The 22,154-nt window shown below is 59.6% G+C and carries 21 protein-coding genes; 7 read left to right on the top strand and 14 right to left on the bottom strand.

The annotated features are described in order from the left end of the window. Window positions 1-161: 161 nt before the first annotated feature. Window positions 162-2,225: a hypothetical protein gene (locus AD89_RS0100670; RefSeq protein WP_155807329.1), complete on the top strand. Its 2,064-nt coding sequence runs from the start codon at window positions 162-164 to the stop codon at window positions 2,223-2,225. A 14-nt stretch (window positions 2,226-2,239) separates the two neighbouring features. Here AD89_RS0100670 and AD89_RS0100665 read toward each other — a convergent pair whose 3' ends face one another. The 6 genes from AD89_RS0100665 to AD89_RS0100640 all read right to left on the bottom strand — a co-directional run bounded on the left by AD89_RS0100665 (window position 2,240) and on the right by AD89_RS0100640 (window position 6,427). Continuing rightward, entirely contained in the window at window positions 2,240-3,163 is a 924-nt protein-coding gene (locus AD89_RS0100665) for an LCP family protein (protein WP_025776682.1), read from the bottom strand. A gap of 113 nt (window positions 3,164-3,276) precedes the next feature. Further along, window positions 3,277-4,113 (bottom strand): hypothetical protein, encoded by an 837-nt coding sequence (locus AD89_RS0100660; RefSeq protein ID WP_155807328.1) that lies wholly within the window; start codon window positions 4,111-4,113, stop codon window positions 3,277-3,279. A 245-nt stretch (window positions 4,114-4,358) separates the two neighbouring features. Continuing rightward, a complete protein-coding gene (locus tag AD89_RS17840; protein ID WP_025776680.1) occupies window positions 4,359-5,141 on the bottom strand; it encodes a YceI family protein in 783 nt (260 codons plus the stop codon). A gap of 226 nt (window positions 5,142-5,367) precedes the next feature. Further along, window positions 5,368-5,640: a hypothetical protein gene (locus tag AD89_RS0100650; RefSeq protein WP_025776679.1), complete on the bottom strand. Its 273-nt coding sequence runs from the start codon at window positions 5,638-5,640 to the stop codon at window positions 5,368-5,370. Between the two features lie 181 nt (window positions 5,641-5,821). Then, on the bottom strand, window positions 5,822-6,019 hold the full coding sequence (locus tag AD89_RS0100645; RefSeq protein WP_025776678.1) for a CsbD family protein: 198 nt from the start codon (window positions 6,017-6,019) through the stop codon (window positions 5,822-5,824). Between the two features lie 96 nt (window positions 6,020-6,115). Then, the gene (locus AD89_RS0100640) at window positions 6,116-6,427 is read right to left on the bottom strand and encodes a general stress protein (protein ID WP_025776677.1); all 312 of its coding nucleotides are present in this window, start codon (window positions 6,425-6,427) and stop codon (window positions 6,116-6,118) included. A 275-nt stretch (window positions 6,428-6,702) separates the two neighbouring features. Here AD89_RS0100640 and AD89_RS0100635 point away from each other — a divergent pair, with 275 nt between their 5' ends. From AD89_RS0100635 to AD89_RS0100615, 5 genes are read left to right on the top strand one after another with little or no spacing between them, the layout of a single operon-like run. After that, window positions 6,703-7,332 (top strand): TetR/AcrR family transcriptional regulator, encoded by a 630-nt coding sequence (locus tag AD89_RS0100635; protein ID WP_231488325.1) that lies wholly within the window; start codon window positions 6,703-6,705, stop codon window positions 7,330-7,332. A gap of 40 nt (window positions 7,333-7,372) precedes the next feature. Then, complete coding sequence (locus tag AD89_RS0100630) at window positions 7,373-8,461, top strand: hypothetical protein (RefSeq protein WP_025776675.1); 1,089 nt, start codon at window positions 7,373-7,375, stop codon at window positions 8,459-8,461. Between the two features lie 42 nt (window positions 8,462-8,503). Continuing rightward, entirely contained in the window at window positions 8,504-9,559 is a 1,056-nt protein-coding gene (locus AD89_RS0100625) for an acyl-CoA dehydrogenase family protein (protein WP_025776674.1), read from the top strand. Then, on the top strand, window positions 9,549-10,961 hold the full coding sequence (locus tag AD89_RS0100620) for a bifunctional PIG-L family deacetylase/class I SAM-dependent methyltransferase (protein ID WP_025776673.1): 1,413 nt from the start codon (window positions 9,549-9,551) through the stop codon (window positions 10,959-10,961). The genes AD89_RS0100625 and AD89_RS0100620 overlap by 11 nt, the downstream gene beginning before the upstream one ends. Continuing rightward, window positions 10,958-11,668 (top strand): glycosyltransferase, encoded by a 711-nt coding sequence (locus AD89_RS0100615; protein ID WP_025776672.1) that lies wholly within the window; start codon window positions 10,958-10,960, stop codon window positions 11,666-11,668. Before AD89_RS0100620 ends, AD89_RS0100615 begins: the two co-directional genes overlap by 4 nt. A 137-nt stretch (window positions 11,669-11,805) precedes the next feature. On the opposite strand, the gene AD89_RS20080 is transcribed toward AD89_RS0100615, so the two are convergent. Beyond that, window positions 11,806-11,949, bottom strand: coding sequence for a GPGG-motif small membrane protein (locus AD89_RS20080; RefSeq protein WP_167193803.1), 144 nt, complete (start codon window positions 11,947-11,949; stop codon window positions 11,806-11,808). A 293-nt stretch (window positions 11,950-12,242) separates the two neighbouring features. After that, entirely contained in the window at window positions 12,243-13,433 is a 1,191-nt protein-coding gene (locus AD89_RS0100605; protein WP_025776671.1) for a YbfB/YjiJ family MFS transporter, read from the bottom strand. Window positions 13,434-13,772: 339 nt separating this feature from the next. Here AD89_RS0100605 and AD89_RS0100600 point away from each other — a divergent pair, with 339 nt between their 5' ends. Then, the gene (locus tag AD89_RS0100600) at window positions 13,773-15,230 is read left to right on the top strand and encodes a hypothetical protein (RefSeq protein WP_231488323.1); all 1,458 of its coding nucleotides are present in this window, start codon (window positions 13,773-13,775) and stop codon (window positions 15,228-15,230) included. Window positions 15,231-15,313: 83 nt separating this feature from the next. Here the strand turns inward: AD89_RS0100600 and AD89_RS19500 are convergent, their stop codons facing one another. From AD89_RS19500 to AD89_RS0100560, 6 genes are all read right to left on the bottom strand, one after another. Beyond that, window positions 15,314-17,875, bottom strand: a complete 2,562-nt coding sequence (locus AD89_RS19500; protein ID WP_081770289.1) for a DEAD/DEAH box helicase — start codon at window positions 17,873-17,875, stop codon at window positions 15,314-15,316. Further along, complete coding sequence (locus AD89_RS19495) at window positions 17,868-18,887, bottom strand: HamA C-terminal domain-containing protein (protein WP_025776668.1); 1,020 nt, start codon at window positions 18,885-18,887, stop codon at window positions 17,868-17,870. Before AD89_RS19495 ends, AD89_RS19500 begins: the two co-directional genes overlap by 8 nt. A gap of 213 nt (window positions 18,888-19,100) precedes the next feature. Continuing rightward, window positions 19,101-19,433 (bottom strand): hypothetical protein, encoded by a 333-nt coding sequence (locus AD89_RS17835; RefSeq protein WP_025776667.1) that lies wholly within the window; start codon window positions 19,431-19,433, stop codon window positions 19,101-19,103. Window positions 19,434-19,777: 344 nt separating this feature from the next. Continuing rightward, window positions 19,778-20,512, bottom strand: coding sequence for an RES family NAD+ phosphorylase (locus tag AD89_RS0100570; RefSeq protein ID WP_025776665.1), 735 nt, complete (start codon window positions 20,510-20,512; stop codon window positions 19,778-19,780). Continuing rightward, complete coding sequence (locus AD89_RS0100565) at window positions 20,509-21,183, bottom strand: hypothetical protein (protein WP_155807327.1); 675 nt, start codon at window positions 21,181-21,183, stop codon at window positions 20,509-20,511. Before AD89_RS0100565 ends, AD89_RS0100570 begins: the two co-directional genes overlap by 4 nt. A gap of 82 nt (window positions 21,184-21,265) precedes the next feature. Beyond that, window positions 21,266-22,072 carry an anti-sigma factor gene (locus AD89_RS0100560; RefSeq protein ID WP_025776663.1) on the bottom strand — a complete coding sequence of 269 codons (807 nt, stop codon included), beginning with the start codon at window positions 22,070-22,072 and terminating at the stop codon, window positions 21,266-21,268. Between the last annotated feature and the right edge of the window lie 82 nt (window positions 22,073-22,154).

Genomic DNA, 22,154 nt, shown 5'->3' with positions numbered 1-22,154 from the left:
TGAAGATTCAGAGGGCTTCGTGGTTGGTCTCTCTTAAAGGCTCAGGGGCGCTGGTTATTAATTTGGCTAACGCTTCCTGAATTCCGTGCGAACCTTCTTGAGGCAACAGCTCGGGCGAATTTGCGCAGTGGTCCTGGCTTCTTGAGATTTAGACTCCTGTTATGCCATCAGATTTCTCTTTGTACCCAAGAGGGTTTATCGCTCACCACCAGTCGCTGGAGACTTCTGGATGGGAGGGCCCTCCGGAGCGTTTCGAACACCTGAGCTTTGGTGACCTTTCCATATGGTTCGACAGTGAGCGCACGCCAGCCATTGCTCGGTCAGAAGGAGCTTCGGTTCTGGTCGTTGGGACAGCAGCACTCGTCCCTCCTGGTTCGGATCAGGCCGAGGCAACTGCTGACTTGCAGGCAATCGCTGAGACTCTGCAGGTTGAACTGACGTCAAACCAGGAGCAATTCCTTGACGCGCTGGACTACCTGGGCGGGCGCTACGCAATAATCGTCGAGGTCGATGGCCTCTACCGCGTCTTTCACGATGCGCACGGCACTCGGACTATTTACTACGACGAGAACCGCCAAGCCTTCTCTACACACGCACATCTGCTCGCCTCGTTGAACGGTGCCGAGCCCCGCGGTTCTGACGATCTGAAAGCAGCTCGGTCATGGGCGGCGCTGCCTCTGTCGTTTGCCTGGGACGAAACGCCGTACCCGACAATTCGGGCCCTGCTCCCGAACCACGTGCTCGAACTCGAATCAAAGCACACCTTTCGTTACTTCCCTCGGGAACGCAATCGCTTCAGCGGGTTGAGCTTTGAGGAGCGCGCATCGGAGATCAATCGTCTATGGCTGGGGCAGATGAGTGCCTTCGCCCAGAGCACTGACCGGTTCTTCGTATCTTTGTCCGGTGGACTCGACTCCAGAGTGGTGCTCGCCGCACTGCGTGAGCACAAAGACAGGGTCGACGCATTCACCTATTTCACCAACAATGGGACCGGCAATTGGGCGCAGGCTATGCAGATGGATCGAGACCTCTCCCGCGAGGTGCTTGCTCTTGCGAACGTCAACCACGTACCGATCGTGCATGGGCAGGGCGCAAAGTTCACCGAAGAAGACAAGGCCATTGCTGACAAGAACTCTCTTGTCGAACACGGTCGTTGGCTCGTTGCTCGCTATGTCGAGAATTTCGGAAACAGTACGGGGCTGCACTTCAGAGGTAATACTCAAGAGACGATCCGTTCGTATTACGGGTCAACCAAGCATAGGGATCCGATCGACCTGGTGAAGGGCCTGATGTCCTCACGTATGAAAAGCGCCAATCTCGGTGAGGAAGAGATCATTGAATGCCAGGCGAAGCTCGAGGAGACACTGAAACACTTTGGCTACCCGAACGCGCTGCACGACTTCGTGGCCTCAGACATGTTCTACTGGGAGGTCCGGATGGGGCGATGGTTGGCCGAGATCTACAACGAAACCGACCCTGCATTCGACTCGATCTCGCCGATGAACATGCGAGCCATCGTCGAACTCGGGCTCGCCGGTTCTGAGGACGAACGACGGTCCGGAATCATATTCACCGAGCTCATCGACCGCAATTGGCCCGAGCTCAATTTTCCTGGAATCAACAACAGGAATAACCTCTACAAGCAGAATACTGTGCTCCGAAAGTCGCTCACCGATGCGAAGTCACAAGCAGCCGCGGCTCCACCGTGGATCGGACAGGCCGGCGACAACCATGACCATCCGCTGTCGGCCGGCCCACTGTTGATGGAATCCAACAACCACACAGTCGACTGTCCGAGGGGTGAAATCAAGATTCCAGCCGAAGAGCTCGGGGTCGGAGCATTCGCCAGACGAGAAATGAAATGGTCGGACGAGAACTCCAGCGTCCTCACCTTCAGCTTACGCAGCAACTACGTCAACTCCAGAGGCACTGACTATATGCGCTTTGAGGTCGAGGTGAATGGGGAGACCCTTGTCGGCCACAAGATCGGATTCGACTCGGACACCAGCTACTGGGCCGTGTACGGCCTTCGGCCAGGCGATCGAGTCAGTTTGGGTGTCCGGTCTTTGCGCACGGTGACCACCGAGTCATGGTCCAGAGCCTCTCGTTGCTTCATCACTATCTTGGATACTGCAGCTGAATACTGGGAGCGACGAGGATCCCTCGACCTGGGTTATGCGACGACCAGTGCAGCGGCCATACCAGGGCAGTCGTTGCGCGGGTAAATCGACGTGACCTTCTAATACCCCAATGAGACGAGGTAGCGGAAGAAGTCTGCGAGGTCGTTGCCGACCAAGGCATTCTTGAGCGCCGGCACCGCCTCGGGATCGAAGTCGATGATGACTGTGCCATCTTCCTCGCGACGCGAGTTCGTGGGCACTGTGACCACCGCAATGTCGTCCGTCTGTAGAGTGCGGAGAGTATTGGCGATCTTGCCGAGTTCACCTGTTGTGAGCTCCGCGTTGTGCTGAATGCCCGACGCGAAGTGTCCGAGCACAGCCGCGCCCTTGTTCGGATCCTTGACCAACCCGCCTGACTTCAGCCCCTGGACGAGCGCACGCACGACCGCACGCTGATTGCGGGTCCGGGTCTGGCCGGCATCATCGACCGGATCTGCCGCGGTGAAGATCGATGATGTCGGTCCCCCGAGGTTGTTCGTCCCCTCGACGAAGTCGGTACCGCCAGCGCTGAACGCAGCGCGGCTGTAGACCTGCAGACCGCCGAGCTCGTCGATGACTCGACCGAGCGCGTCTGCTTCCAGCTGTGCGATGTGATCGATGCGGATGCCGAGGAACTCTTCGACCATGGCGACGACAACCGGCCACCCGCCCTCGTCGGCGATGGTCGCGAAAGTCTGACCTGCCTCGACCTGAGTGGAGGGATTGAGAACGAGAACTGCGGCGAATTCACCGGCGGCGGGAACGTGGATGACCGCGAAAGTGTCACCCTGGCTCGATGACTGCGGGGCCGCCTCGGCGAAGTTTCCGGGATCCGTCACCCGCAGCATCAGGGTGCGGGAATCGTCCGCGGCTGGGCGGATGTCTGCGGGCGGGAAGGCCGCCTCGGCGGGGACGGTCTTCGACGCGTCATCGAACTCGGCGCGGGCGGCGTTGAGGTCCTTGAGAGAACCGATGGCCGAAACCATCTTCGTCAGCTTGGCCATGGCAGTCCTACTTCCTCTGTCCGGTCATTTGGTGCTGGTCTCAATAGTAGTCGCGGGTGAGATCGGCTCGTGTACCGATCTCACCCGCGGGACATGTGCGTCGAGAGGAACTTTCAGCGCTCTCCTCCGTGCCAACTGCAGGTCCCCTGGCCGGACGAATTGGAAACGGTGCCGTCGTTGCACTGGGTTGGTCCGCCAGCGTTCCCTTCATACTCGTTATACGGACCCGGGTATGGATAGTCGGGGTCGGAACTGCCGTACCCGGGTGCTTCGTCCTCAACCGGGTCTGAGCTTTCATACGGGTCGGGAACGTCCGGCATCGTTGGACCTGACATGTCAGGGTCCGGCGGGGTGTCGAACTCATATCGAATTATGAGCAGCTGGTTGTCGTAGTAGTCCGAGAAGTCCGCAACCGGCGGGTGGACAGGACCGGTGGCATTGACAGTTTCGAGAAAAGCCAATGAGATCAGCTCAGCTTCAGACCCGTACCTTTTGAAACTCTCGCCGTAATCGTCGATGCCGCACCAGAATGAACCGTTCACCATGAAGACGAAGGTTTCGAGCAGAAGGCCTGATCGCGGATCGTCGGCGAGGGTGTCGGCAGACCTCGGACCATAGACGCGAGTGCTACCAGCCTCAGAATACGAGTCGCATTCCTTGTCTGCGAGCGACAGCCATTCATCCGGTTCTACGTCGATTCCGTAGCGATAGGAGAGCACTTCACCGTAGTAAACGAGCTCTTCTTCCTCCGCCGAGTACGGGTCCAGATCCTCGACAACTGCTTCAGGCGCTGGTTCGGCTACTGCTGCGGGGCTGACGTCCTCAGCCGGGTTGGAAGTTGAGCCGGTCGAATCATCATTCTTTGACTGCTCCCCGAACGCTGAGCAACCTGAAAGTGCGACGAGAGCAAAGATCAAGACCATCGCGGCAAAGGTGCGTCTGGTGTTCATTTGCCACGGCAAGTACCTCAGTAGAGATGAGCGATGCTTCACGGGACCTCGATTCGACTCTGACCGAAGCAGACGCCTTATCGTAACCGTTCAATCACGCACGAGATTGCCTCCGGCGGAGGACCAAGGCAACGGTTATCAATTCGTTGGAATGAGGGTGGCTATGTTCCCTGTTCAGTAATCTTTCGGCACATAGAAACTCGACCGAGCAGCTATGGGCTGATCGGTCGAGTCATGTTCTGGGTTCAGCGGAGGCCGAAGAGTTTTCCTAAGCCGTTTCCGGACGGCTGGGCATCGGGCTGCTTGGTCTCCGGGGCCGTCTCTGCCGGCTTGTCGGCGGGCTTGACCGGCGGTGGGGGAGGGAACTCGGTGTCTGCGGGCTCAGCGGTCGGGGCTGCCTCCGGGGCATTCGGCGCGGGAGGGGCAGTCTCGTCGGCCTCGTTCTCATCGGCGGTTTCGGAGGAATCGGTGGGGGCCGCCTCGGCGACGTTCTTAATGAGGGAGAGCTCGAACTCGAGCGTGATCTTGTCACTGACGAGCACGCCGCCGGAATCGAGCGTCGTATTCCAGGTCACGCCCCAGTCCTTGCGGTCGATGCGACGCGAGCCCTCGAGGCCGGCGCGCAGGTTGCCGAAGGGGTCGGTCTCGACGCCGATGAGCTCGAGCGGAACCGACACTGTCTTCGTCATGTCGCGGATCGTCAGCTCACCGGTGACGATGTAGGAGCCTTCCTCGACCTCATCGATGGCCGAGGAGACGAAACGGATCTCCGGGTAGGTTTCCACGTCGAAGAAGTCTGCCGAACGCAGGTGCTCGTCGCGACCCTCGCTGCGGGTGTCGACGCTGGCGGTCTGGATGATGACCTCGGCGGTCGAATCGGCAAGATCGTCGGCGATGTCGGCCGAACCGGACACATCATTGAACGCTCCGCGCACACGCGAGACCATGGCGTGGCGTGTGGAGAATCCCAGTCGAGAATGTGAGGGATCGATGTCCCAATGACCTGTGATCCCAGGAGTTTCTGTCATGGGGGATAGCTCCTTCGGTTCCTCCGCGCTCCTGTGGGGGAAGCTGTCGTAGTCGGTGTGCCAATTCGCAGATCGAGCGATCATTGAAAAAGCAATCGCCTACGTAGTCTTACACGGGCGGTCGGGTGTGTGCCACCTCGGCGAGGTCGCGCTGACGTCGAGTCGGCGACCGGACGATTTCAGAAAAACTCCCGTCACAGAACCGGCATTCGATGTCGGGGAGAAGTCAGTCCAACAGCGCTTCGACGAACGGGACGGCGTAATTCCAGTCGTCACCGTCCGGATCGGCAAATCCCGCCTCGTCCAGCCAAGTCTGGTCGGCCTCGGCGTGCGGGCCGATGAGACCCGCCATACCGTCACCGTGGTCGTAGCGTGCTGCGGCGATATCGCCGTTGCCATAGCGCGCGAACACGTCGGCGCGATCCTCGGGTGGAGGAAGGCCTGCGCCCTCTTGGAAGAACGTCTGGCGATGATGCCCCTCCCACGCGACGTCGACCACGGTCTTCGCGGCGGTCGACGGGTAAACGGTTCGCCAAGACGATGAACGAATGTTCAGGGTTGGTCTCTGCCATGTTCTTCTCGCTCTTCTGGCTCGTCTGCCGCTGAGACTCGGTGAGTTCTGCTCCTGCCGGAGCAGCGGAAGGGCGAGCACTTGGTCCTCGCCCTTCCGCCGGGCAGTGTCAGTGCTTCGGACCGTTCCCCAGAGATTCGGCGGTTCCACGAGCCGTGTCTTTGATCTCTTCCGCGGCTTGTCTGCCTTCGGCCTGGATTTTTTCGGTCTTGCCTTCGGCCTGCAGGCCTTTGTCACCACTGGCTTTGCCTGCGGCAGATTTCGCGGAGCCCTTGAGCTTGTCGGCTTCGGCGGAGCTGTCGTTCATGTTCCTTCCTTTCGCGTGCACGACGGATCTCGCGCGGGCGGGCGGGGTTCGATGCGATGGGAGATTCTGTGTGAGAAGTGTTCGGCTGCCTGTGCGTCAGCTGTTGATCAGCAGCAGGATCTTGCCGTGATCGAGCTTCTCTTCGAGGTCGTCGGACTCGTTCGACGTGAAGCCGAACTCTTCGAAGATCGCGCGCAGCTCGTCGCCCTTCTTGTCATACCGGGTGCCCACGTGATTGCTGAGATCGTCGGGTTCGTTGGCGTTGACGCTGCCTGCGACGCGGTCGGTGCGGTCATCGTCATGGGAGAGGACGAAGAGGTCGTCCTTGGCGATGCCCGCTGCCGCCTGGCGTTTCACTTCATCCATCAGTTCGGTATCGTCCTGGAACTCTTTGACTGCGGGTTTCATGTCGACTCCTTTCATGTTTACGACGTAATCACGCTAACAGATGCCACGCCCCTGAGTGAGGGGCCGAAACCGAATTTTCAAAGGGGTTCTCCTGGTAGCGGTGTCGATGTAGCCTAGAGGGCGCAACCCAAAAATGTTTACACACTAATCGTGTCAGGAAATTGAGAGGATGTGTTCGCCTGTGTGACACGCAAGATGAGCGAGCAGGTTCAACCTTCGTCAATCCGGGCAGGGAGGATCCCATGGCCCAGAACCGTCTGACCAGGAACGACCTCGTGGCAGCGGCGATCACATTCGTCGACGTACACGGACTCGATGCGCTGACAATGCGACGTCTCGGGCAGTCCCTCGGGGTCGAAGCCATGGCGTTGTATAGGCATGTTTCCGGACGCGAAGACCTTCTCGAAGCGATGGTCGAAGCTCTTATCGACAGTCTGTTCGATAACCGGCTGATGAGGCAGACGCCGTCGTCGTGGGAGGACTATCTCCAGCGGGTGGCAAATACGACGAAAGAACTGGCACTCGATCATCCTGGGATCTTTCCTCTGATTGCTACTCAACCGTCCCAAGCCCCGTGGCTGCGTCCTCCATTGCGCAGCCTGCGCTGGGTCGAAGAGTTCCTTTCCATGCTGCAGCAATTCGAGTTCTCCGATGCGGCCGCGGTCGGTGCCTACAAATCGTTCACCAGCTTCCTCATCGGGGATCTGCTCCTGCAAGTCCATTCCACGAATTTCGCCATCACCGACGAAGACGATCACGAGAGGTCCGATGACGACTCCGACTTATCGGAGTATCCCACCGTGAACGAGCTGAGTGACCTGCTCAGCGAAGATCATCGCCAACGCCAGTTCGACGATGCCCTCGACGAACTCATCGAACGCATCCGCCTCTCACCAACCAATTAGCCATACCCTCAGACAGCTCACTGAGCTGAGAAGGATCAACATGCTCGACACCTCTTCAGAGGCCCTCCAGGTCCTTCTCGTGGCCGACCCGGGCCTGCCCAGCCGCCGAGCGGCCGCTATTCATCAACGACTCGAAAGGCTTCTGCAAGACGCGTATGGGGTCACAACGACCTTGTACACGGCGACTGACACCATCCGCTTGACACCGGAAAGCGAACTCGACCTCAGCGCTGTCGAGGACCTTCGAGCCGACTACCCGGACGTCAACATCGTTCTGATCCTCACCGAGATCCCGCGCCATACTCAGGGCGACCCGCTGATCGCCGAGGTCCATTCCGACAGCAACTTAGCGATCGTGTCCTGTCCCACTCTTGGCGCATGGTCGACCAAGCGCCGCATCATCAAAGTGCTGATGAGTTCGGTCAACAAGTTGGTGCCGTGGGATCCCGAAGAGGCGACCCGACGATTCCTGCTGCGTTGGTCGAACTGGTCGAGGAACGAAGACACGCAGCACCAATCGCTGCACGCCCACACCTTCACTGGAGGCCCACGTCTGGTGCTGGGAATGACGATGGCCAACGACCCGTGGCGCACCGTCCCGAAGCTCTCCGGAGCTCTCGCGGCGGCGTCGGCCACAGGAGCTTTCGGCATCTTCTACAGCTCGATCTGGCAGATGTCGACCTATCTGTCCACCGCGCGGCTGCTGTCGATCGGCGCAACAGCCATTCTGGTCATGGTCTCCTGGCTGATCGTCAACCACAAACTCTGGGACGAACCACGCAGCGATAGCCTGGCCACGGTGGTGATGTTCTACAACCTCTCCACCGTCCTGACGCTGCTGATCACGGTGTTCGCCCTCTACGCTGGACTGGTGGGCCTCATTCTGCTGGGTGGACTCGTCGTCATCGATCCCGAGTTCATGACGGCCCAGATCCGGCAGGAGGCGACGGTGGCGAACTATCTCGATATTGCCTGGTTGAGTGCAGCGATGGGCGTCGTCGCCGGCGGTATCGGTGCGAGCTTCGACTCCGACTTAGATGTGAAGCGACTGACTCACGGACAGCGGATGCGACAGCGGGTCTACACCGACAATGACCTGGACACCGATGATGTCAGCCAGACCGCCTGATGGCTGATAAGGACCTGCCCGACGATTTCAGAAAGACACGACATGAACACACAGCATCGGTTAGACGTCACTGGGATGATTTCGGCGCCTCTGGGCTCCTGGCGCGACGAACCTGCCTGCCACGACGAGCTCAGGAAGCTGGTCACCAGCAATGCGCAGACCGCTGACAAGGTTCTCGCCTTGAGTCGGTTTCTCGAACTTACCGGGACCTCGTCTCAGATGCGGCAGTGGGAGTCGCTGATTGAGGTGGCGGCCGTCGATGTCGCTGTCGCTCGGATGCTTGAACCCCATGTGGATGCGCTGGGCATCCTTGCCGAAGCCGGACACGACGCACCCGATGGCTCGACCTGGGGGGTCTACGCCGCCGAGTCTCCAGCTCACGTCCTCACCGTGTGTACAGATGGCGAACAGACCGTAATCGATGGGGAGAAAGCCTGGTGTTCCTTGGCCGCCGAGCTCACGCACGCGATCGTCATCGCCGGCAGCGACAGAGGATCGTACGCCTGTGCCGTGGACCTCAGGAATCGCGGAGTGCAGGTTCAGCCGACTGCCTGGCCGAGCGTAGGGCTGCAAGAGATCCCGAGCGGAAGTGTCGCGTTCACGAAAGCACCCGTCGCCGTCCTCGGATCGCCGAACTGGTATCTGGAGCGAACTGCATTCGCATGGGGAGGCATCCGAGTGGCAGCGTGCTGGTTCGGCGCAGCCGTGGGACTGGCAAGAAACGCCGTGCGACGGCACAGCAAGCGCTCCAACCCATCCTCAGTCGGTCAGATGCTCATCGGTCAGCTCGAGGCTGAGATCTTCTCGATTCGCAGCGTCCTCGCGCAGGCAGCGGCCGCAGCCGACGGGTGTGACGAGTATTCCCGCGCACGTGCCTGGACTCTGGCCCTGACGGTGCGCAATATCGTCTACTCAGGAGTTCGCCGGATCCAGCACCTGAGTCGCGAAATCGCGGGACCGGCAGCGCTGACAGGTGATGTCGGCTTCGCCAAAGCCGACGCTGACCTCACCGTCTACATCAGCCAGCACCACGGTCCACACGATGAAGCCGCTCTCGGCACGGAACTTCGCACGAAGGTCGACCACAATGGGTTTTGACCATCGAGACCCCGGTACGCCCGAAGCCTCCTGGAGGGAAGCCGGCGTGCAGGATCTTCCCGCGCTCGGGGTCGAGGCCATGCCCGCTGGGGCCACGTTCATCATCCTTGCCGCACATCCGGACGATGAAGCCCTTGGAGCGCCTGGCCTGCTGGCTCGCCTGCGTCGGTCCGCTCACCGAGTCGTCGTGCAGCTCTTCACCGCAGGGGAACAATCCCATCCGGGTTCTCCCACCCACTCGACGAAGGAACTCAGAGAGATTCGTCTGCGCGAGTTCAATGCGGCACTGGATCTGTTCGACCATGGTTGTCTGTCTCGCCGCTTCGTGGGGTTGCCTGATGGGCAGCTGAGCGCATTCAACCAGAGGATCGTCGACGAGATCGGGGCCGAAGTGGACCAGCACCAGGGACCCGTGGTGCTCGTCTCACCTTACAGTCGGGACGGACATAGTGATCATGAGGCGATCGGTGCAGCGGCCCTGCAGTTGGGGCGTGACCGCCACACGACGGTGCTCGAGTACCCGATCTGGTACTGGCATTGGGCAGACCCCTCCGACGAGGAGTGGCGCAGCTGGTCGTTTCTGCCCGATCCAGCGAACTTCGACAGGCAGGCAGTGTTCGATTGCTATCCCTCGCAGGTCTCAGCGCTATCCGATCAGCCCGGAGACGAAGCAATCGTCGGCCCCGCTCATCTCGACCATTTCCGTCGTGGCGGAGACACCTTCGCGGTCTCGGACTTCCGCGCCGCCGCGACTCCGGTTTCCTGCGGCGGCGGCAGCTCACAGACGCTCCACGACGCCAGTGCGGCCTCTGCGGTCTTCGACGAAGTCCACGTTCAACGGTGTGACCCCTGGCAGGTGTGGAGTTCCGAATATGAGATCGCCAAACGCCGGAATCTCCTCACCCATCTGCCTGCGGTTCCGTACGCTCATATCCTTGAGATCGGCTGCTCGGTCGGCGCTCTGACCCATGAGCTCGCTGGTATCGGGGCGCAGGTGACGGCAGTCGATGCGAGTTCGCAGGCTCTGCGAATCGCCAGACGCCGAGGGGCTGCGCCTTCATCGGCAATCAACTTCGTCCATGCCACCATTCCCTTCGAGTGGCCTCAGGGCACTTTCGACTGCGTCGTGCTGTCGGAGACCGGCTTCTACCTCAGTCGTTCTCAGCTCTTCGACACCTTGGAGAAGATCGATGGCTCGACAACGGTTCGTTTCATCCTGGTGCTCTGCCACTGGAGGGGCGAGATCGACGATTGGCCGCTGGATGCCGATGAAGTCCATCGCATCTGCTTAGGCGCCTGGCCTCGTCATCGGGTCGAACACCGGTATCAAGGGGATTATCGTCTGGACATCATCACGATCGACAAGGATTTCCGCCCATCCGCGGCCGAGGGGCACGCATGATCACGCGTTTGGGTGTGATCATCCCGGCTCATAATGAGGAGGAAGACATCCTCGGGTGCCTCGAGTCGGTGCAGCGATCGCGCTCATGCGCTGTCGACAGAGGCATCGACTGTCGGTTTCGAGTCCTCGTCGTGGCAGATGCCTGCACCGATGCCACGGCGAGCATCGTCGAGGATTTTGCCGCCCGACATCGCGACGTATTCGTCCTCGCGACCTCTTTTCAGTCCGTCGGTCGAGCCCGCGACTTTGGATGGAGGCACTTCATGCGAACCGAGGAATCCACAACAGGGGAAGACTCCGACTCGGCGTGGGTCGCATTCACAGACGCCGACAGCAGAGTGCCCGAACATTGGATCACCACCCATCTCGAACTCGCCGCGAGAGGCGTCGATTGCCTGGTGGGCACTGTGGCCCCACGCCCTGAGACAGCAACGGCCGACCTGGTCGCAACTTGGCATGCCAACCACGAACTGCTCGAGAATCACCCGTACATATTCGGAGCGAACATGGGGCTGCGCGCCAGCGCGCTCGAAGCCATAGGAGGCGTGCCTCAGCTGGAATGTGGTGAGGACGAAGCAATCGTCGATGCGGTGCTGCGGGAGGGCGGCCGCGTTCGCAGAACCGATGACTGCAGAGTGCTCACGTCTGCTCGTCTGTCCGGTCGCACGCGCGGCGGATTCAGCAGCTATCTGCGGCAGCTGAGCTGAAGCGGTGGTGCCTTCCTGCCGAAGCGGAGTCGGAGCCTGTCCTACTGAGCGGTGCACCGAAAGGTGTCGCCGTCGTTCCCGCCTTCACGCGAGGCCTCCCTGCCGGGAATGACACCTCACGTGAAGGCGGGAGAAGATCAGGCGAAGATGCTCACCCCTCCTGGCCCCACGAGGCAGCCGACGACGATGAGGACGACGCCCCACAGAATCTGTTTGCGCAGAATTGCGAAGATGCCCGAGATGACGAGCAGCGCTGCGAGGATCCACAGAACAATAGCCATAATTTAACTTCCTTATCGGTTTCACTGTGAGTGCGGCATCACCGGATCGAGAGCCGGTGAGGAATCTGATCGACGCCGAGGCTGCGCGCAGCCGACGTTGGAGAGTTGTCTCTTTCTTGGTCTGCCAGCGGATGCGATTCCAGATGCTGCTTCATCCGCGGAGTCTGCCGACCATAAACAACACCCGCCGAGAAGATTACAGTGTAAACACCGCGAGCGATACCTCCCCCTCTGACACAAGGATCATCGGCAGGACCACGGCGGTGTGCGAGAGCCGACCCGATCGCCCGGCGTCAGCGGTCGACGTTGCCGGTGAGGACGCCGACCAAGGTCAGCGCCATGGCGATTGCCAAAGCGATCGCCGAGGCGATGAAGGCGGCGGCGATGTGTTCGCTCAGGGCCGCGGCGACGACGGCCGGGCCGACGATCTGGCCGATGCTGTACCACGACGTCAGCTTCGCCGAGGCGTTCGCGACACCCATCTGTGTGCCGACGCCGATCGTCATCATGACCACCCCGATGAACGTGAAGCCGAAGAGGGCAGCGGCGATGATCAGCACGATCGGGGTGGAGCCGAAGACGGCGAGCAGGGCGCCGAAGACCTGGAGGCAGTAGCAGAGCGTCAGTGCCTTGACCGTGCCGATGCGGGCCGCGACCGCCGACCAGGTCAGGGGAGAGGCCGCCGTCGCGATCCCGGCGATGAGCCACGTCGAGGCGGCCGCGGTTGCTCCGAAGACGGGACCGGCCAAGACGACGAGGTAGGTGCCGATGATGATGTAGCCGCCGCCCTGGAAGAAGTAGCCGGTGGAGAGGACAGCCATGGCTCGGCGGCGGTTGATGTCGAAGGGGGTGGCCGCCTCGGCGGGATCGTCGGTGGCGGTCTCGGTCGGGTCGGCCGCCTCGGCGGGGTTGGTGTGTGGTGGGATCCGGGCGGGGATCGGCCAGGTCCAGGCGATGATGGAGAAGATCGCGGATACGGCCGCGCAGATGAGCCATAGTTGGCGCCAGTCGGCGACGCTGCCGGCGGCGAGGACGATGGCGCCGGAGACGAGGATGCCGAAGCCGACTCCGCCGTAGGAGATGCCGCCGTCGCGGGGCCGGCGGGAGTTCGCGGGAATCCGTTGGGTCACGCACACGAAGATCAGCCCCGAGGCGATGCCGGCGATCGTGCGGATGCCGCCCTGCCAGATGAGGTTCGGGGTCAGAGCGACCGCAGCGAGACCCACGGTGGAGACGATGAGGCTGAGGCGGTAGACGAACCTGTTGGGTTCGACCCAGCCTTGGGCGATGACGAGGGTGCCGATGAAGTAGCCGACGTAGTTGAGCGTCGCGATCCATGCGCCGGGAGCCGAACTCCAGTGGAGGGCTGCGACCATGAGGGGCAGGGCCGGAGTATAGAAGAACCGGCCCATGCCCATCGCCACCGACATACCCAAGGCCCCGCGGATGGGGGTGAGGGAGGGCCTGGCGACGTTGTCGGGCATGGCGGTTCCTCTCCTCCGGTGGGCTCGAGTGGCGTGGTCTCCACCCTTACGATGCCATGAGCGTGGGGCGGGTGCCTCGGCGGGTGGGGATTCGGACAGGAGGCCACTCGAATGGCACTGTGGAAGTTGTCGATTCTGCGGGGACAGGGCAGAGTTATCGGAGTGAACCTCAGAAGGAGTATCCAGGGTGGCGTGGTGGCGCTCGCCCTCGTTCTGTCGGGGTGTTCGTGGTACGATTCGGACGATTCGTCGTCCTCGAGCCAGTCCCCGGAGCCGAGCCCTACTCCGACTGAATTCGAGCAGTCGTTTGCCGGTGCAATCTCCGGAGACGATGCGGTGGTGACTGCGTCCACTGACCGAACGGGCCCGGGCCTCACGGCAGACAATGTCGGGATCTCGTTCGAAGCCACCGACCTCGCCGACCCTCGGCTCGATCCGGCGCAGTCCAATCTCGACGAGCAATTGAAGTCCCTCGGATCGCCAGCGCTGCGGTTCGGTGGCAATGCTCTCGACCGGAGGACGTTCTGGACGTCCAAGGGTGAGAAGCCGAAGCACGGTGAGAAGGTCACCGTCACTCCTGATGACCTCAAGCGGCTGAAGAAGCTCGTCGACGTCACCGGTTCGACGGTCACCATCGGCATTCCTCTGGGGACCTACGATCCGAAACGCGGAGCGGACATGGCCGCACACGCGGTCGACATCCTCGGCGATTCTCTTGTCGGTCTGGCGATCGGCAACGAACCGAACGGGTACACCGTCAAGGATGTGCCCGGTGGCGCCGTCCGGGATGACGGCTGGAACGAAGACAAGTACGTCAAGCAGCTGCAGGCGTACGTCAAGGCCATTCATGCGAAACGACCGGATGCGCCGATCATCGGTCCTGACGTCTACGACGGGGCGTGGATGGAGGCTTTCGCCGGCTCCGGGGTCAAGCATAAGAAGGCGATTTCGCAGCACTGGTATCAGCTCTACGAATGCGATTCGTCTCAGGTTCCGGGGCGGGGGCCGCAGGCGGCGAACCTCATCGATCCGCTAGCGAAGGAAGTCGCGAAGAAGAACCTCGGCATCGGCAAGGACAAGGCTGAGGCTGCGGACTTGCCGCTGTGGTTGGAGGAGACGGGGCCGACGAGCTGCCCGGGCACGAATGACACGTCGCTGACGAATGCCTCGGCGCTGTGGGCGGCCGATTACACCCTGTATGCGGCCACGCTCGGCGTCGAGCGGATGGCCATGCATTCGATGCTCGGGGCGTGCAATGGGGGAGCGCCGATGTCGCTTATCTGTGATCCGGCCGAATTCGGGGACCGGTCGAATGCGTTTCAAGTTCGTCCGAACATGTTGGGGCTGCGACTGTTGGTGCCGAGTGTCGGCGGGCATTTCACCAAGACTTCGGTGTCTGGCGGCGGGAACATGAGCGCCTACACCGTGGTGAAGAACGACGGGCGCACCTTGGTCACGACGGTGATCAATGCGAACGATGCGGCCAAGGTGGGTGGGAATCCGGTGACGCTGGCGATGCCGTCGGGGTTTTCAGTTGATTCGGCTTCTCAGGTGTATGGGAAGTCGAATGATGCGAAGAGTGCGACTCAGGTGGTGCCTGCGAATCCGCTGCCTGACTCAGTTCCTTTTAGTGGGGATGGGGCTTCTGGTGATTCTTCGTTGGCTGGGGCGTCGGCTTCGAGTTCGCCGGATGCGTCCGGGGCGTCGGCTGCCGCCGGCGGCATGGGCGATGACGGGAAGCTGAGGATCGACCTGGCCGGGAGCTCGGTGACGGTGTTCATCATGCGCAAGGGGTGAGTGGCATAGACAAGGCAGGTCTGAAAAGGACCGCACAGTCATCAAAATCTTATCGCAAGCGAAATTTTAGGCGAACTTTCGAGTTACAAATTTCGATTGGATACTCGACGCAATGCTCTCTTAACAGTCGCCTCTACTTCACGCACTATTAGTGACGGAAGACCTAACGCACTTAGATTTTGTTTTTCAAGCCAATTGAGAGCGTCCTGTGTTGTCAGCTGCCCGTCAGCGATGAGCTCTGAAATCTGAATCGTCGCAGTACGAGACAGGCCTAGGGACATCAAAGAAACGTCGGTCATGCTAGAAACGCCCAATTCGAGCATCATGGCCAAATCAGGTGAATTCGGATCGGTGGATGCTGGAGAAGCAACAAATGCGGCTATATCTGCATAGCATGAGAGATACTTTGGGGCCTTGAATCGAGCGACTTGCTCTACATCGTTAAGAACTGCACGTATGCAGTTGGCAGTATTGAAACCTTCCGGGTCTCGCGTGCGCTCAAACTTGATTCTTTCTGAAACGAGCCATGGAATTGGCCGCCCCTTCATCCAGTTAAGTAGTAGGACGGTTAATCGCGCCTGGTTTCGGGGGACGCCAAAACCCGCTCGTAGGGATCTCTCGCAACGGGAAAGTACATGAAGTAGTCGATCGTAGGCCCCATCGTCGAGGGGAGAGAGCAAGGGTAAAGTGTTTGGATCTTTTGTTCGAAGGTCATCTAGCAGTCGTTGCATAGCCTGAGGGTTAATGCCCGGGTGTGCCCTGCGAATACTAGCTGGAACCTCGAGTTCGTTCTCCTTGGTACGAAAGGAGTCAGCAATTGATTCTGCTGTTGCTTTCGGCAATACTCGAAGTGCAGGCGCCCGTTCATTGCGGGATGCGGCGCCGAATAGGTGAGCGGCAAGGGCTTCCAAGTCCTCATCCTTCTTCTGCCCCGACTCATGCAGGCCGCCGCGACCAATGAAGTCGGTAATGCCTCGAGCATCCTTGAGTTTTGTTTCGCTGGCAAAAGAGATCGCACCCTTTGCTCTGGACGTCGGCGGATCGACTGTCCAACCGCCATTTGCGCGAGTGCCTATGCAGATAATATTTCCAGCAAACTCATGCCCCCACCTTCCGGCTCGACCTGCAAGATTCCAGAAGTCAAAAGGAGTCATGGGATTGCCCTTGCCTCGCCTCGGGTTCATTATCCAAATATTGGTGCACGGCAGATTCACTCCTTCAAGGAGTGTAGATGTGCAAACAAGGAACCGAATCAGCCCAAGTCGATACAGTTCTTCCACGCCGTGACGCACAAGTTGGGGCATATTTCCGTAGTGAAATGCAACACCTCGGGTGACCATTTCCGAGAGCGAATAGCTCGGATGTACAGACTTGGCAATCAGATCCTGAAGGTCGGATATGCGTTGATCGTTGGTGGTGGATTCCCTGCCTAAATATTCGAAAATTTGTTTGGCGCACTTTTCCGCATCCGATGGAGTGTTTGCGTAAATAATGTTTAGCGCGTCTTGCGAGGATAGTTTCGTAGGCAACGCTGCAAGTCGCTTCGACGGCGGGTGTGGTTCTTCTCCAAGAGATACCTGCGCAATTTCGCGCATTTCACCGTCTTCGGCTCGCTCGATTGACCACCTAGGTGATTGGCGGGGAATTGGGTTGACCCAATACAAGTTCTGACTGACGCTTGGGACCGGTGATACGAAAGCGCTGTTCAGGTCATCATCTGGTGCTCTGCTGAGAAGAACTTCGGGATTTTCGGTCATCGGGCTTGCGAATACAGCCTTCAATGACTCGTTTCGTCGAATTGCTTCACTCAATACTTCTTCGAGCAGAATACCTCGATAGCCGTCTCCGAACTTTTGGGCTTCATCTAGAAACGCTGCGGTCGGACGTATAAGGGGGTAGCGATCAAAAACGATCTGAATGCGCTCTTGAGTCATTACAAGAATGCGCGGTCCTTTTGATGTAAGAGTGCTATCCCACGGGATGGTGTTGATATGCACATTAGTGAGCTCAGGCTCATCGAGAAGTTCTTTACTGACTTCATCGACGAGTGCTCTGGTCGGAACGACGTAGAGTACAACCGCCTGGTCATCTGTGACTGCTTGATCTATGACCCATCGTTTTACGACATAGGACTTTCCCGCGGAAGTTGGGGCCGAGATGCTCAGCCATGCATTGGACTTCGCTTCGTGCCAGAACCGTCGTTGGAAGTCGCTACCAAGGAAAAAGGAACCAACTGCTGGACGGATCGTATGGTCAATCTTGGCGGCCACAGAGTCGGTCCGCAGAGGAAGCGGTACAAGATTGCGATATGAATCACTGATTTTTCCGCGCCGTATCGCCAAGTCTATAGAGGCCCAGTTCCCGAACCGTTCTAAGAGCAACGCCGCAGCTGTCTTGTTATTCTCGCTGGTATCGGCAGATTGTAGCGCGCCGAAGCTTATGTCCATAGCAGCCTGTTGTGCCCGAGCGCTTCCGGCTTCATCCAATGCGCTAATCAGGAAGAGAGCCAAATCCCAGTCGATTGGTTGCGTTCGGGTTCCAAAGTGAGCTGTCGGAAACGATTGCTCATCGAACTCGGCTAGAATCTCACGACGAAGGTTTACGAAGACCTCGGAGTTAAGAATTTCGTCGTTGATTTCAGTCATTTGTAGGAGCCCCAAGAGCGGTCAGAGTTTGCGTCCTAAAGTCATCGACGTTTGTGAAGGGAAGCAGAAAGAAGTCTATTTCAAATGTTTCCAGGTTGTTCTTGCTGATGTGCTTTCCTACATGTTCAGACCAGTCATTGATGAAGTCGTGGATTTGATCATCTTCGCGTATATCGTCACCGTCTACATAGTTCGGGTATTCGTCGAGATCGAAACCCACGAGGCATGTTGCGCGTAATTCCAGTTTATTCCATTCAGGGTTCTTCTTGATGAAGAATCTGACCATTTTGTCTTTCAGCGCTTTTTGCTCAACGTCGAGGTTATCCCGAACGAGACCTAGGTCTCTTGATGCGGTCTTGCGGTTGGGGTCGGTTAGGAACGGAGCGACAGAATTGAGGCACTCCGCTACTGCGGTGGCCCGGTCGGAGTAGATCTTCGATTCACCCCAATAGACGGCCAGACCGGTGTCAGTGAGTTTGGCATGCACTCCATCGGCGCCGTGGTAGTGCATCATGGGTGAGGTTTTAAGGCTCATTTTGCTCATTATTTGTGGGGCCCCTAATACTCGCTCCGTGAGTAAGTAGAGTAGAAGCTCTCCAGCCTCACCTGACGAGTTGTTATCCACGAAGAGTTCGATTGCTTCTTTGCGCAGCGAATTTACTGGTTCTTGCGATCCGGTTGCAATTTGTTCCTTTACTGCCTCGATGCGACGCTCTCGGGGAATGCAATAGTCAGTAACCAGATTTGCAAGAAATTCAGCTAGCTTCGATTGCTGAAATAGGCCATTAACGTCGGCGGGGATTAAGTGAGTCCGCAGCTGAGTGCGTAGTTGGGGTAATTTGATTGTTTCGCCCACAGTGAGTAGATAGCCTTTGAGGCTGTCTGCTCCTTGCCGGGGGATCAGCTGGTCGCCTAGGAGCGTAGACGGCTCTTCTGGGTAGTACTCGTTTGCGTCGCCATTGCTTGATTGCACGTGTACCTGGCTTTCTTGCTGAGCATACTGGAGTGCCATGTGGGTGGTGTAATACAACTCTTGAAGAGCAGGTTACTGCATTTTTTGGAGAGCTTCATCCCTGTTTTGTTCAGTGTTGGATTCTACCTATCAGGATGATTTTGAGGCGAAGACTGCGTGCGTATTCTAGCTATTCGATATTGCGAACACTGTCATTGCGAGCATCTAGTACCCGTGACCGACTTTCGTCGCTGGTACGCTAGGCTTCCTTAGTTACAGGGTCGAGGGCCGGGTCTTCATTGTGTAGTCTCGGTGTCCCTGGTTGAGTGAGGGCGCAAAGGCGAGGAGCCAGTCCCGTCCGGCCGTCTCTCGCCGCTCGACGACCCGCGGGGGAGTTTGCTTCCGCAGGAATGCCCTCATCCCCGTTTGAGCGTTAGCGCCGGCGAAGAAAGTCGCCGGGAGCTCGACCATCTCCGCCTCGTGGGCATCTATTCTCTCTAGCACCCGCCAGTTCGCGATCCGCTTCGACGCCGCCAGCGCCGCCGGGGCGGCTTTGCGGAGGCCGGAGAGGATCTCCTCGGCGGCCGATTCGACACCGCTGTCCACCTCGGTTGCGGCTTCGGGGACCTCATACCGGTCGGGGACGGGCAGGAACGAGATCTTCGGTTCTTAACGTATATTCGTAAGCTAACGCACCTCCGCCTGTTCCTGAAGCCCGGCGCACAGGGAGGGATTCGCCGTAGAATGGTGTTTATGAGCGCTGACGCATTCAAGTACACGGAGCGTTTGGAGGTAGCCCTGAAGAGTCGGGGCAATCCTGTAAGTGTCGATGCCTTTATGGACATCCTCCGAGATGTGAACGATGTGCCTTCCGTGCCTCAAAGCATTGGTGAACGTGGCTTACTGAGCGAGGCGACCAATCAGCGTAAGCCTGACCGATCCGAAAGTGATCAGTCCCAGTAGTCCACGACGGACACACCGAGTCGGTCGAGCAGCGTATCGAGTTGCACTCGCCCTTCGCCTTCGTAGAGGGAGCCGATGGAGTCTCGTTCCGGGTTGAGACGGAAGGCGTCACGGCCTCGGCTCAGACGCTCTTCGAAGAGAACAATGACGGGTACTCGGGGCAGTCGGCTGACTTCTACTTGCCGGGAGTGCCAGATGATGCCGCTGAAATTCTGACGCGAGGCATGGACGGCTTTGGCGACAGTGCGAGTGCAGGGGTAATGCTGGCTGGGGTTGGACGAAATCGCTGTCCGCTTCAGGCCGAGGTCGTCCAACTGCGGATCTCGAAAGTCGGCAACCTGCATCTCTTCCGAGGCGAGCAGTTCGACGTGCAGAAGTCCGTGGAAGCTCTCCTCCTCCGCTTCCGGAATGCCGCTCACGTCGCCATCCCGGAGACTGCCTTCGAGGAGGGCGGCCTCCGGGGTTCCGGCCAGGTAAATAGCGGCAACCCGGTTCTCGCCCAGTTCGGAGTCGAACGGGGAGAACCGCGCGTTGCCGAACCCGGGGTTGAACTCCGTGCGTCCAAACCGGGAGTCATAAACGCGACTCCAGGCTGTGTCTGCAGAGATGGTCGTCGACGGCAGTCGGCCTCTGCGAGCCAGGTCAGTCAGCGTCTCGATCGCCACCGTGCACGTCGACGGCTCCGGGCAGGTCAGCGCTTCGGGTTTGAACTCGCGACTCATGCGCCGGCTGGGAAGTCGAGATCATCGATGTGGATCTTGACCGCGTTCTCAACCACCTCTGGCTTCTCGTGGACCAGCTTGGCCGGGACCCGCCCGCTGAGGAGTCCAGTCGGTCGTGTGCTCCATGCCCAGATTGCCCATGCGCGGACGCCGGCCTTGAGCAGCGGCTGGACGATTATGCTGCTGACCGCCTTGTCGAGGTCACCATCGTCGCCCAGCTGAAAGGCGGGCACGAGGACTCGCCCCTGTGCCTCGACGGTGAACAGCCGCAGCTCTTGGCGCTGTCGGCGAACCCACTGACGTGCAGCCTTTTCGTTGGAGCCGCGCATGTCGGCCACGGTCGCGTAGGTGGCCGCACCTTCACTCTCAAGGAGCCGCTTGCGGATCTCACCACTGCGGACCGCCTGGCGCTGAGTCGCTCCAGAAACGATCTGCGCATTGTCGACATAGTCCTGATCGATGTGTTTGCGCAGCGTGGCGCGACCGGACACCCGGAGTCGTTTGCGCTGTTTGTAGAGTCGGATGGCGTCTTGAACTTCGTGTGGTCTCAGCCCTTCGAAATCCACTTGCTCATCTGGGGCCATAGGTTGATGCGCCTGTGCAGTCATGGCAACCTCCTGCGTCTGCTCTCCAGTGTAGCACTTGTGCACTTTCGGCAGCAGAGTATTCAATTGCTACATGGTGCCGTCGAGCCCACCTGCCTTGGAGCAACTCCCCGAAGGACGGAAGACTCTTCGAGGTCGACCTCGGGCCTTACAGGTTGATCGCCACGACCGGGTCCGTGGTCGGCTGGTCCGATCCGCCCTCCGGCTCGATGGTGATGCCGAAGACGCTGCCGTCGGTGAAAGCGTGGCCGGCGATCGTCGTCGATTCTCCGGTCATCAGTCCGGCGCTTTCGGGCCCCTCGTCGCCGATCACCCACATCTGCAGTGATTTCCCCTCTGGAGCCCGTCCGACATCCTCGGGGCTGATCCGGATGAGCTGTTCGGACTCCGAGGATGACACGGTGACCGTTCCTCCCTCTGGAAGCTCGTCGGTGCTCGTGCGCAGATCATCGGCTTGCATCAGCCGTGTGGACTCGTCGAGCTGCTGCTGCGCGGTGGTGAGATCCTCCTCGAGCTGGTTCTGACGCTGCGTTTGCTGCCAGACAGTCACCCCGGAGCCGGTCGCGACCACGAGAGCGGCCGCAGCGGCCGCATACGGCAGCCATGAGCGGCGACGTGACTCGCGGTGGTCGGCCAGCGAAGTCGGAGACGCGAGGGCGACCGGGGTCGCTGCAGTCGGGCCCGCCTGCATATGAGTCGCCGGGTTCTGCAGCCCGTCCGTCGACCTCTGCTGCGCATGTGTGCGGGGGATGCTGAGAATCGCATCGCGGGCAGTCGCACTGACCTCGACCGGTTCATCGGATTCGGCCGCGTCGGCCATGACGTCGGCATAGGCGGCGACTTCGGCACGGAATTCGGCGTCGGACTCGGCCAGCGCCTGAGCCTCGGCGAGTTCTGAGTCGCTGAGCCCGCCGAGGGCCAGCCCGGCAGCCAGATAGTCACGATCTGCGCTCATCGGCTTGCCTCCAACTCTTCTCGCAGCTTCTTCATTCCGTCTCTGATCCGTGACTTGATGGTACCCAGCGGCACCTGGAGAT

This window comes from Brevibacterium sp. VCM10 (assembly GCF_000583215.1).
Lineage (GTDB): Bacteria > Actinomycetota > Actinomycetes > Actinomycetales > Brevibacteriaceae > Brevibacterium > Brevibacterium linens.
The sequence above is the reverse complement of the archived record's forward strand: the minus strand, read 5'-3'. Positions and strand labels throughout refer to the sequence as shown.

Excerpts from the sequence above, each read along its gene's own strand:
- AD89_RS0100670 (WP_155807329.1), top strand. The coding sequence starts at position 162 with ATGCCATCAGATTTCTCTTTGTACCCAAGAGGGTTTATCGCTCACCAC.
- AD89_RS0100665 (WP_025776682.1), bottom strand. The coding sequence starts at position 3,163 with ATGGCCAAGCTGACGAAGATGGTTTCGGCCATCGGTTCTCTCAAGGAC.
- AD89_RS0100660 (WP_155807328.1), bottom strand. The coding sequence starts at position 4,113 with ATGAACACCAGACGCACCTTTGCCGCGATGGTCTTGATCTTTGCTCTC.
- AD89_RS17840 (WP_025776680.1), bottom strand. The coding sequence starts at position 5,141 with ATGACAGAAACTCCTGGGATCACAGGTCATTGGGACATCGATCCCTCA.
- AD89_RS0100645 (WP_025776678.1), bottom strand. The coding sequence starts at position 6,019 with ATGAACGACAGCTCCGCCGAAGCCGACAAGCTCAAGGGCTCCGCGAAA.
- AD89_RS0100640 (WP_025776677.1), bottom strand. The coding sequence starts at position 6,427 with ATGAAACCCGCAGTCAAAGAGTTCCAGGACGATACCGAACTGATGGAT.
- AD89_RS0100630 (WP_025776675.1), top strand. The coding sequence starts at position 7,373 with ATGCTCGACACCTCTTCAGAGGCCCTCCAGGTCCTTCTCGTGGCCGAC.
- AD89_RS0100625 (WP_025776674.1), top strand. The coding sequence starts at position 8,504 with ATGAACACACAGCATCGGTTAGACGTCACTGGGATGATTTCGGCGCCT.
- AD89_RS0100620 (WP_025776673.1), top strand. The coding sequence starts at position 9,549 with ATGGGTTTTGACCATCGAGACCCCGGTACGCCCGAAGCCTCCTGGAGG.
- AD89_RS0100615 (WP_025776672.1), top strand. The coding sequence starts at position 10,958 with ATGATCACGCGTTTGGGTGTGATCATCCCGGCTCATAATGAGGAGGAA.
- AD89_RS20080 (WP_167193803.1), bottom strand. The coding sequence starts at position 11,949 with ATGGCTATTGTTCTGTGGATCCTCGCAGCGCTGCTCGTCATCTCGGGC.
- AD89_RS0100605 (WP_025776671.1), bottom strand. The coding sequence starts at position 13,433 with ATGCCCGACAACGTCGCCAGGCCCTCCCTCACCCCCATCCGCGGGGCC.
- AD89_RS19500 (WP_081770289.1), bottom strand. The coding sequence starts at position 17,875 with ATGACTGAAATCAACGACGAAATTCTTAACTCCGAGGTCTTCGTAAAC.
- AD89_RS19495 (WP_025776668.1), bottom strand. The coding sequence starts at position 18,887 with ATGGCACTCCAGTATGCTCAGCAAGAAAGCCAGGTACACGTGCAATCA.
- AD89_RS0100570 (WP_025776665.1), bottom strand. The coding sequence starts at position 20,512 with ATGAGTCGCGAGTTCAAACCCGAAGCGCTGACCTGCCCGGAGCCGTCG.
- AD89_RS0100560 (WP_025776663.1), bottom strand. The coding sequence starts at position 22,072 with ATGAGCGCAGATCGTGACTATCTGGCTGCCGGGCTGGCCCTCGGCGGG.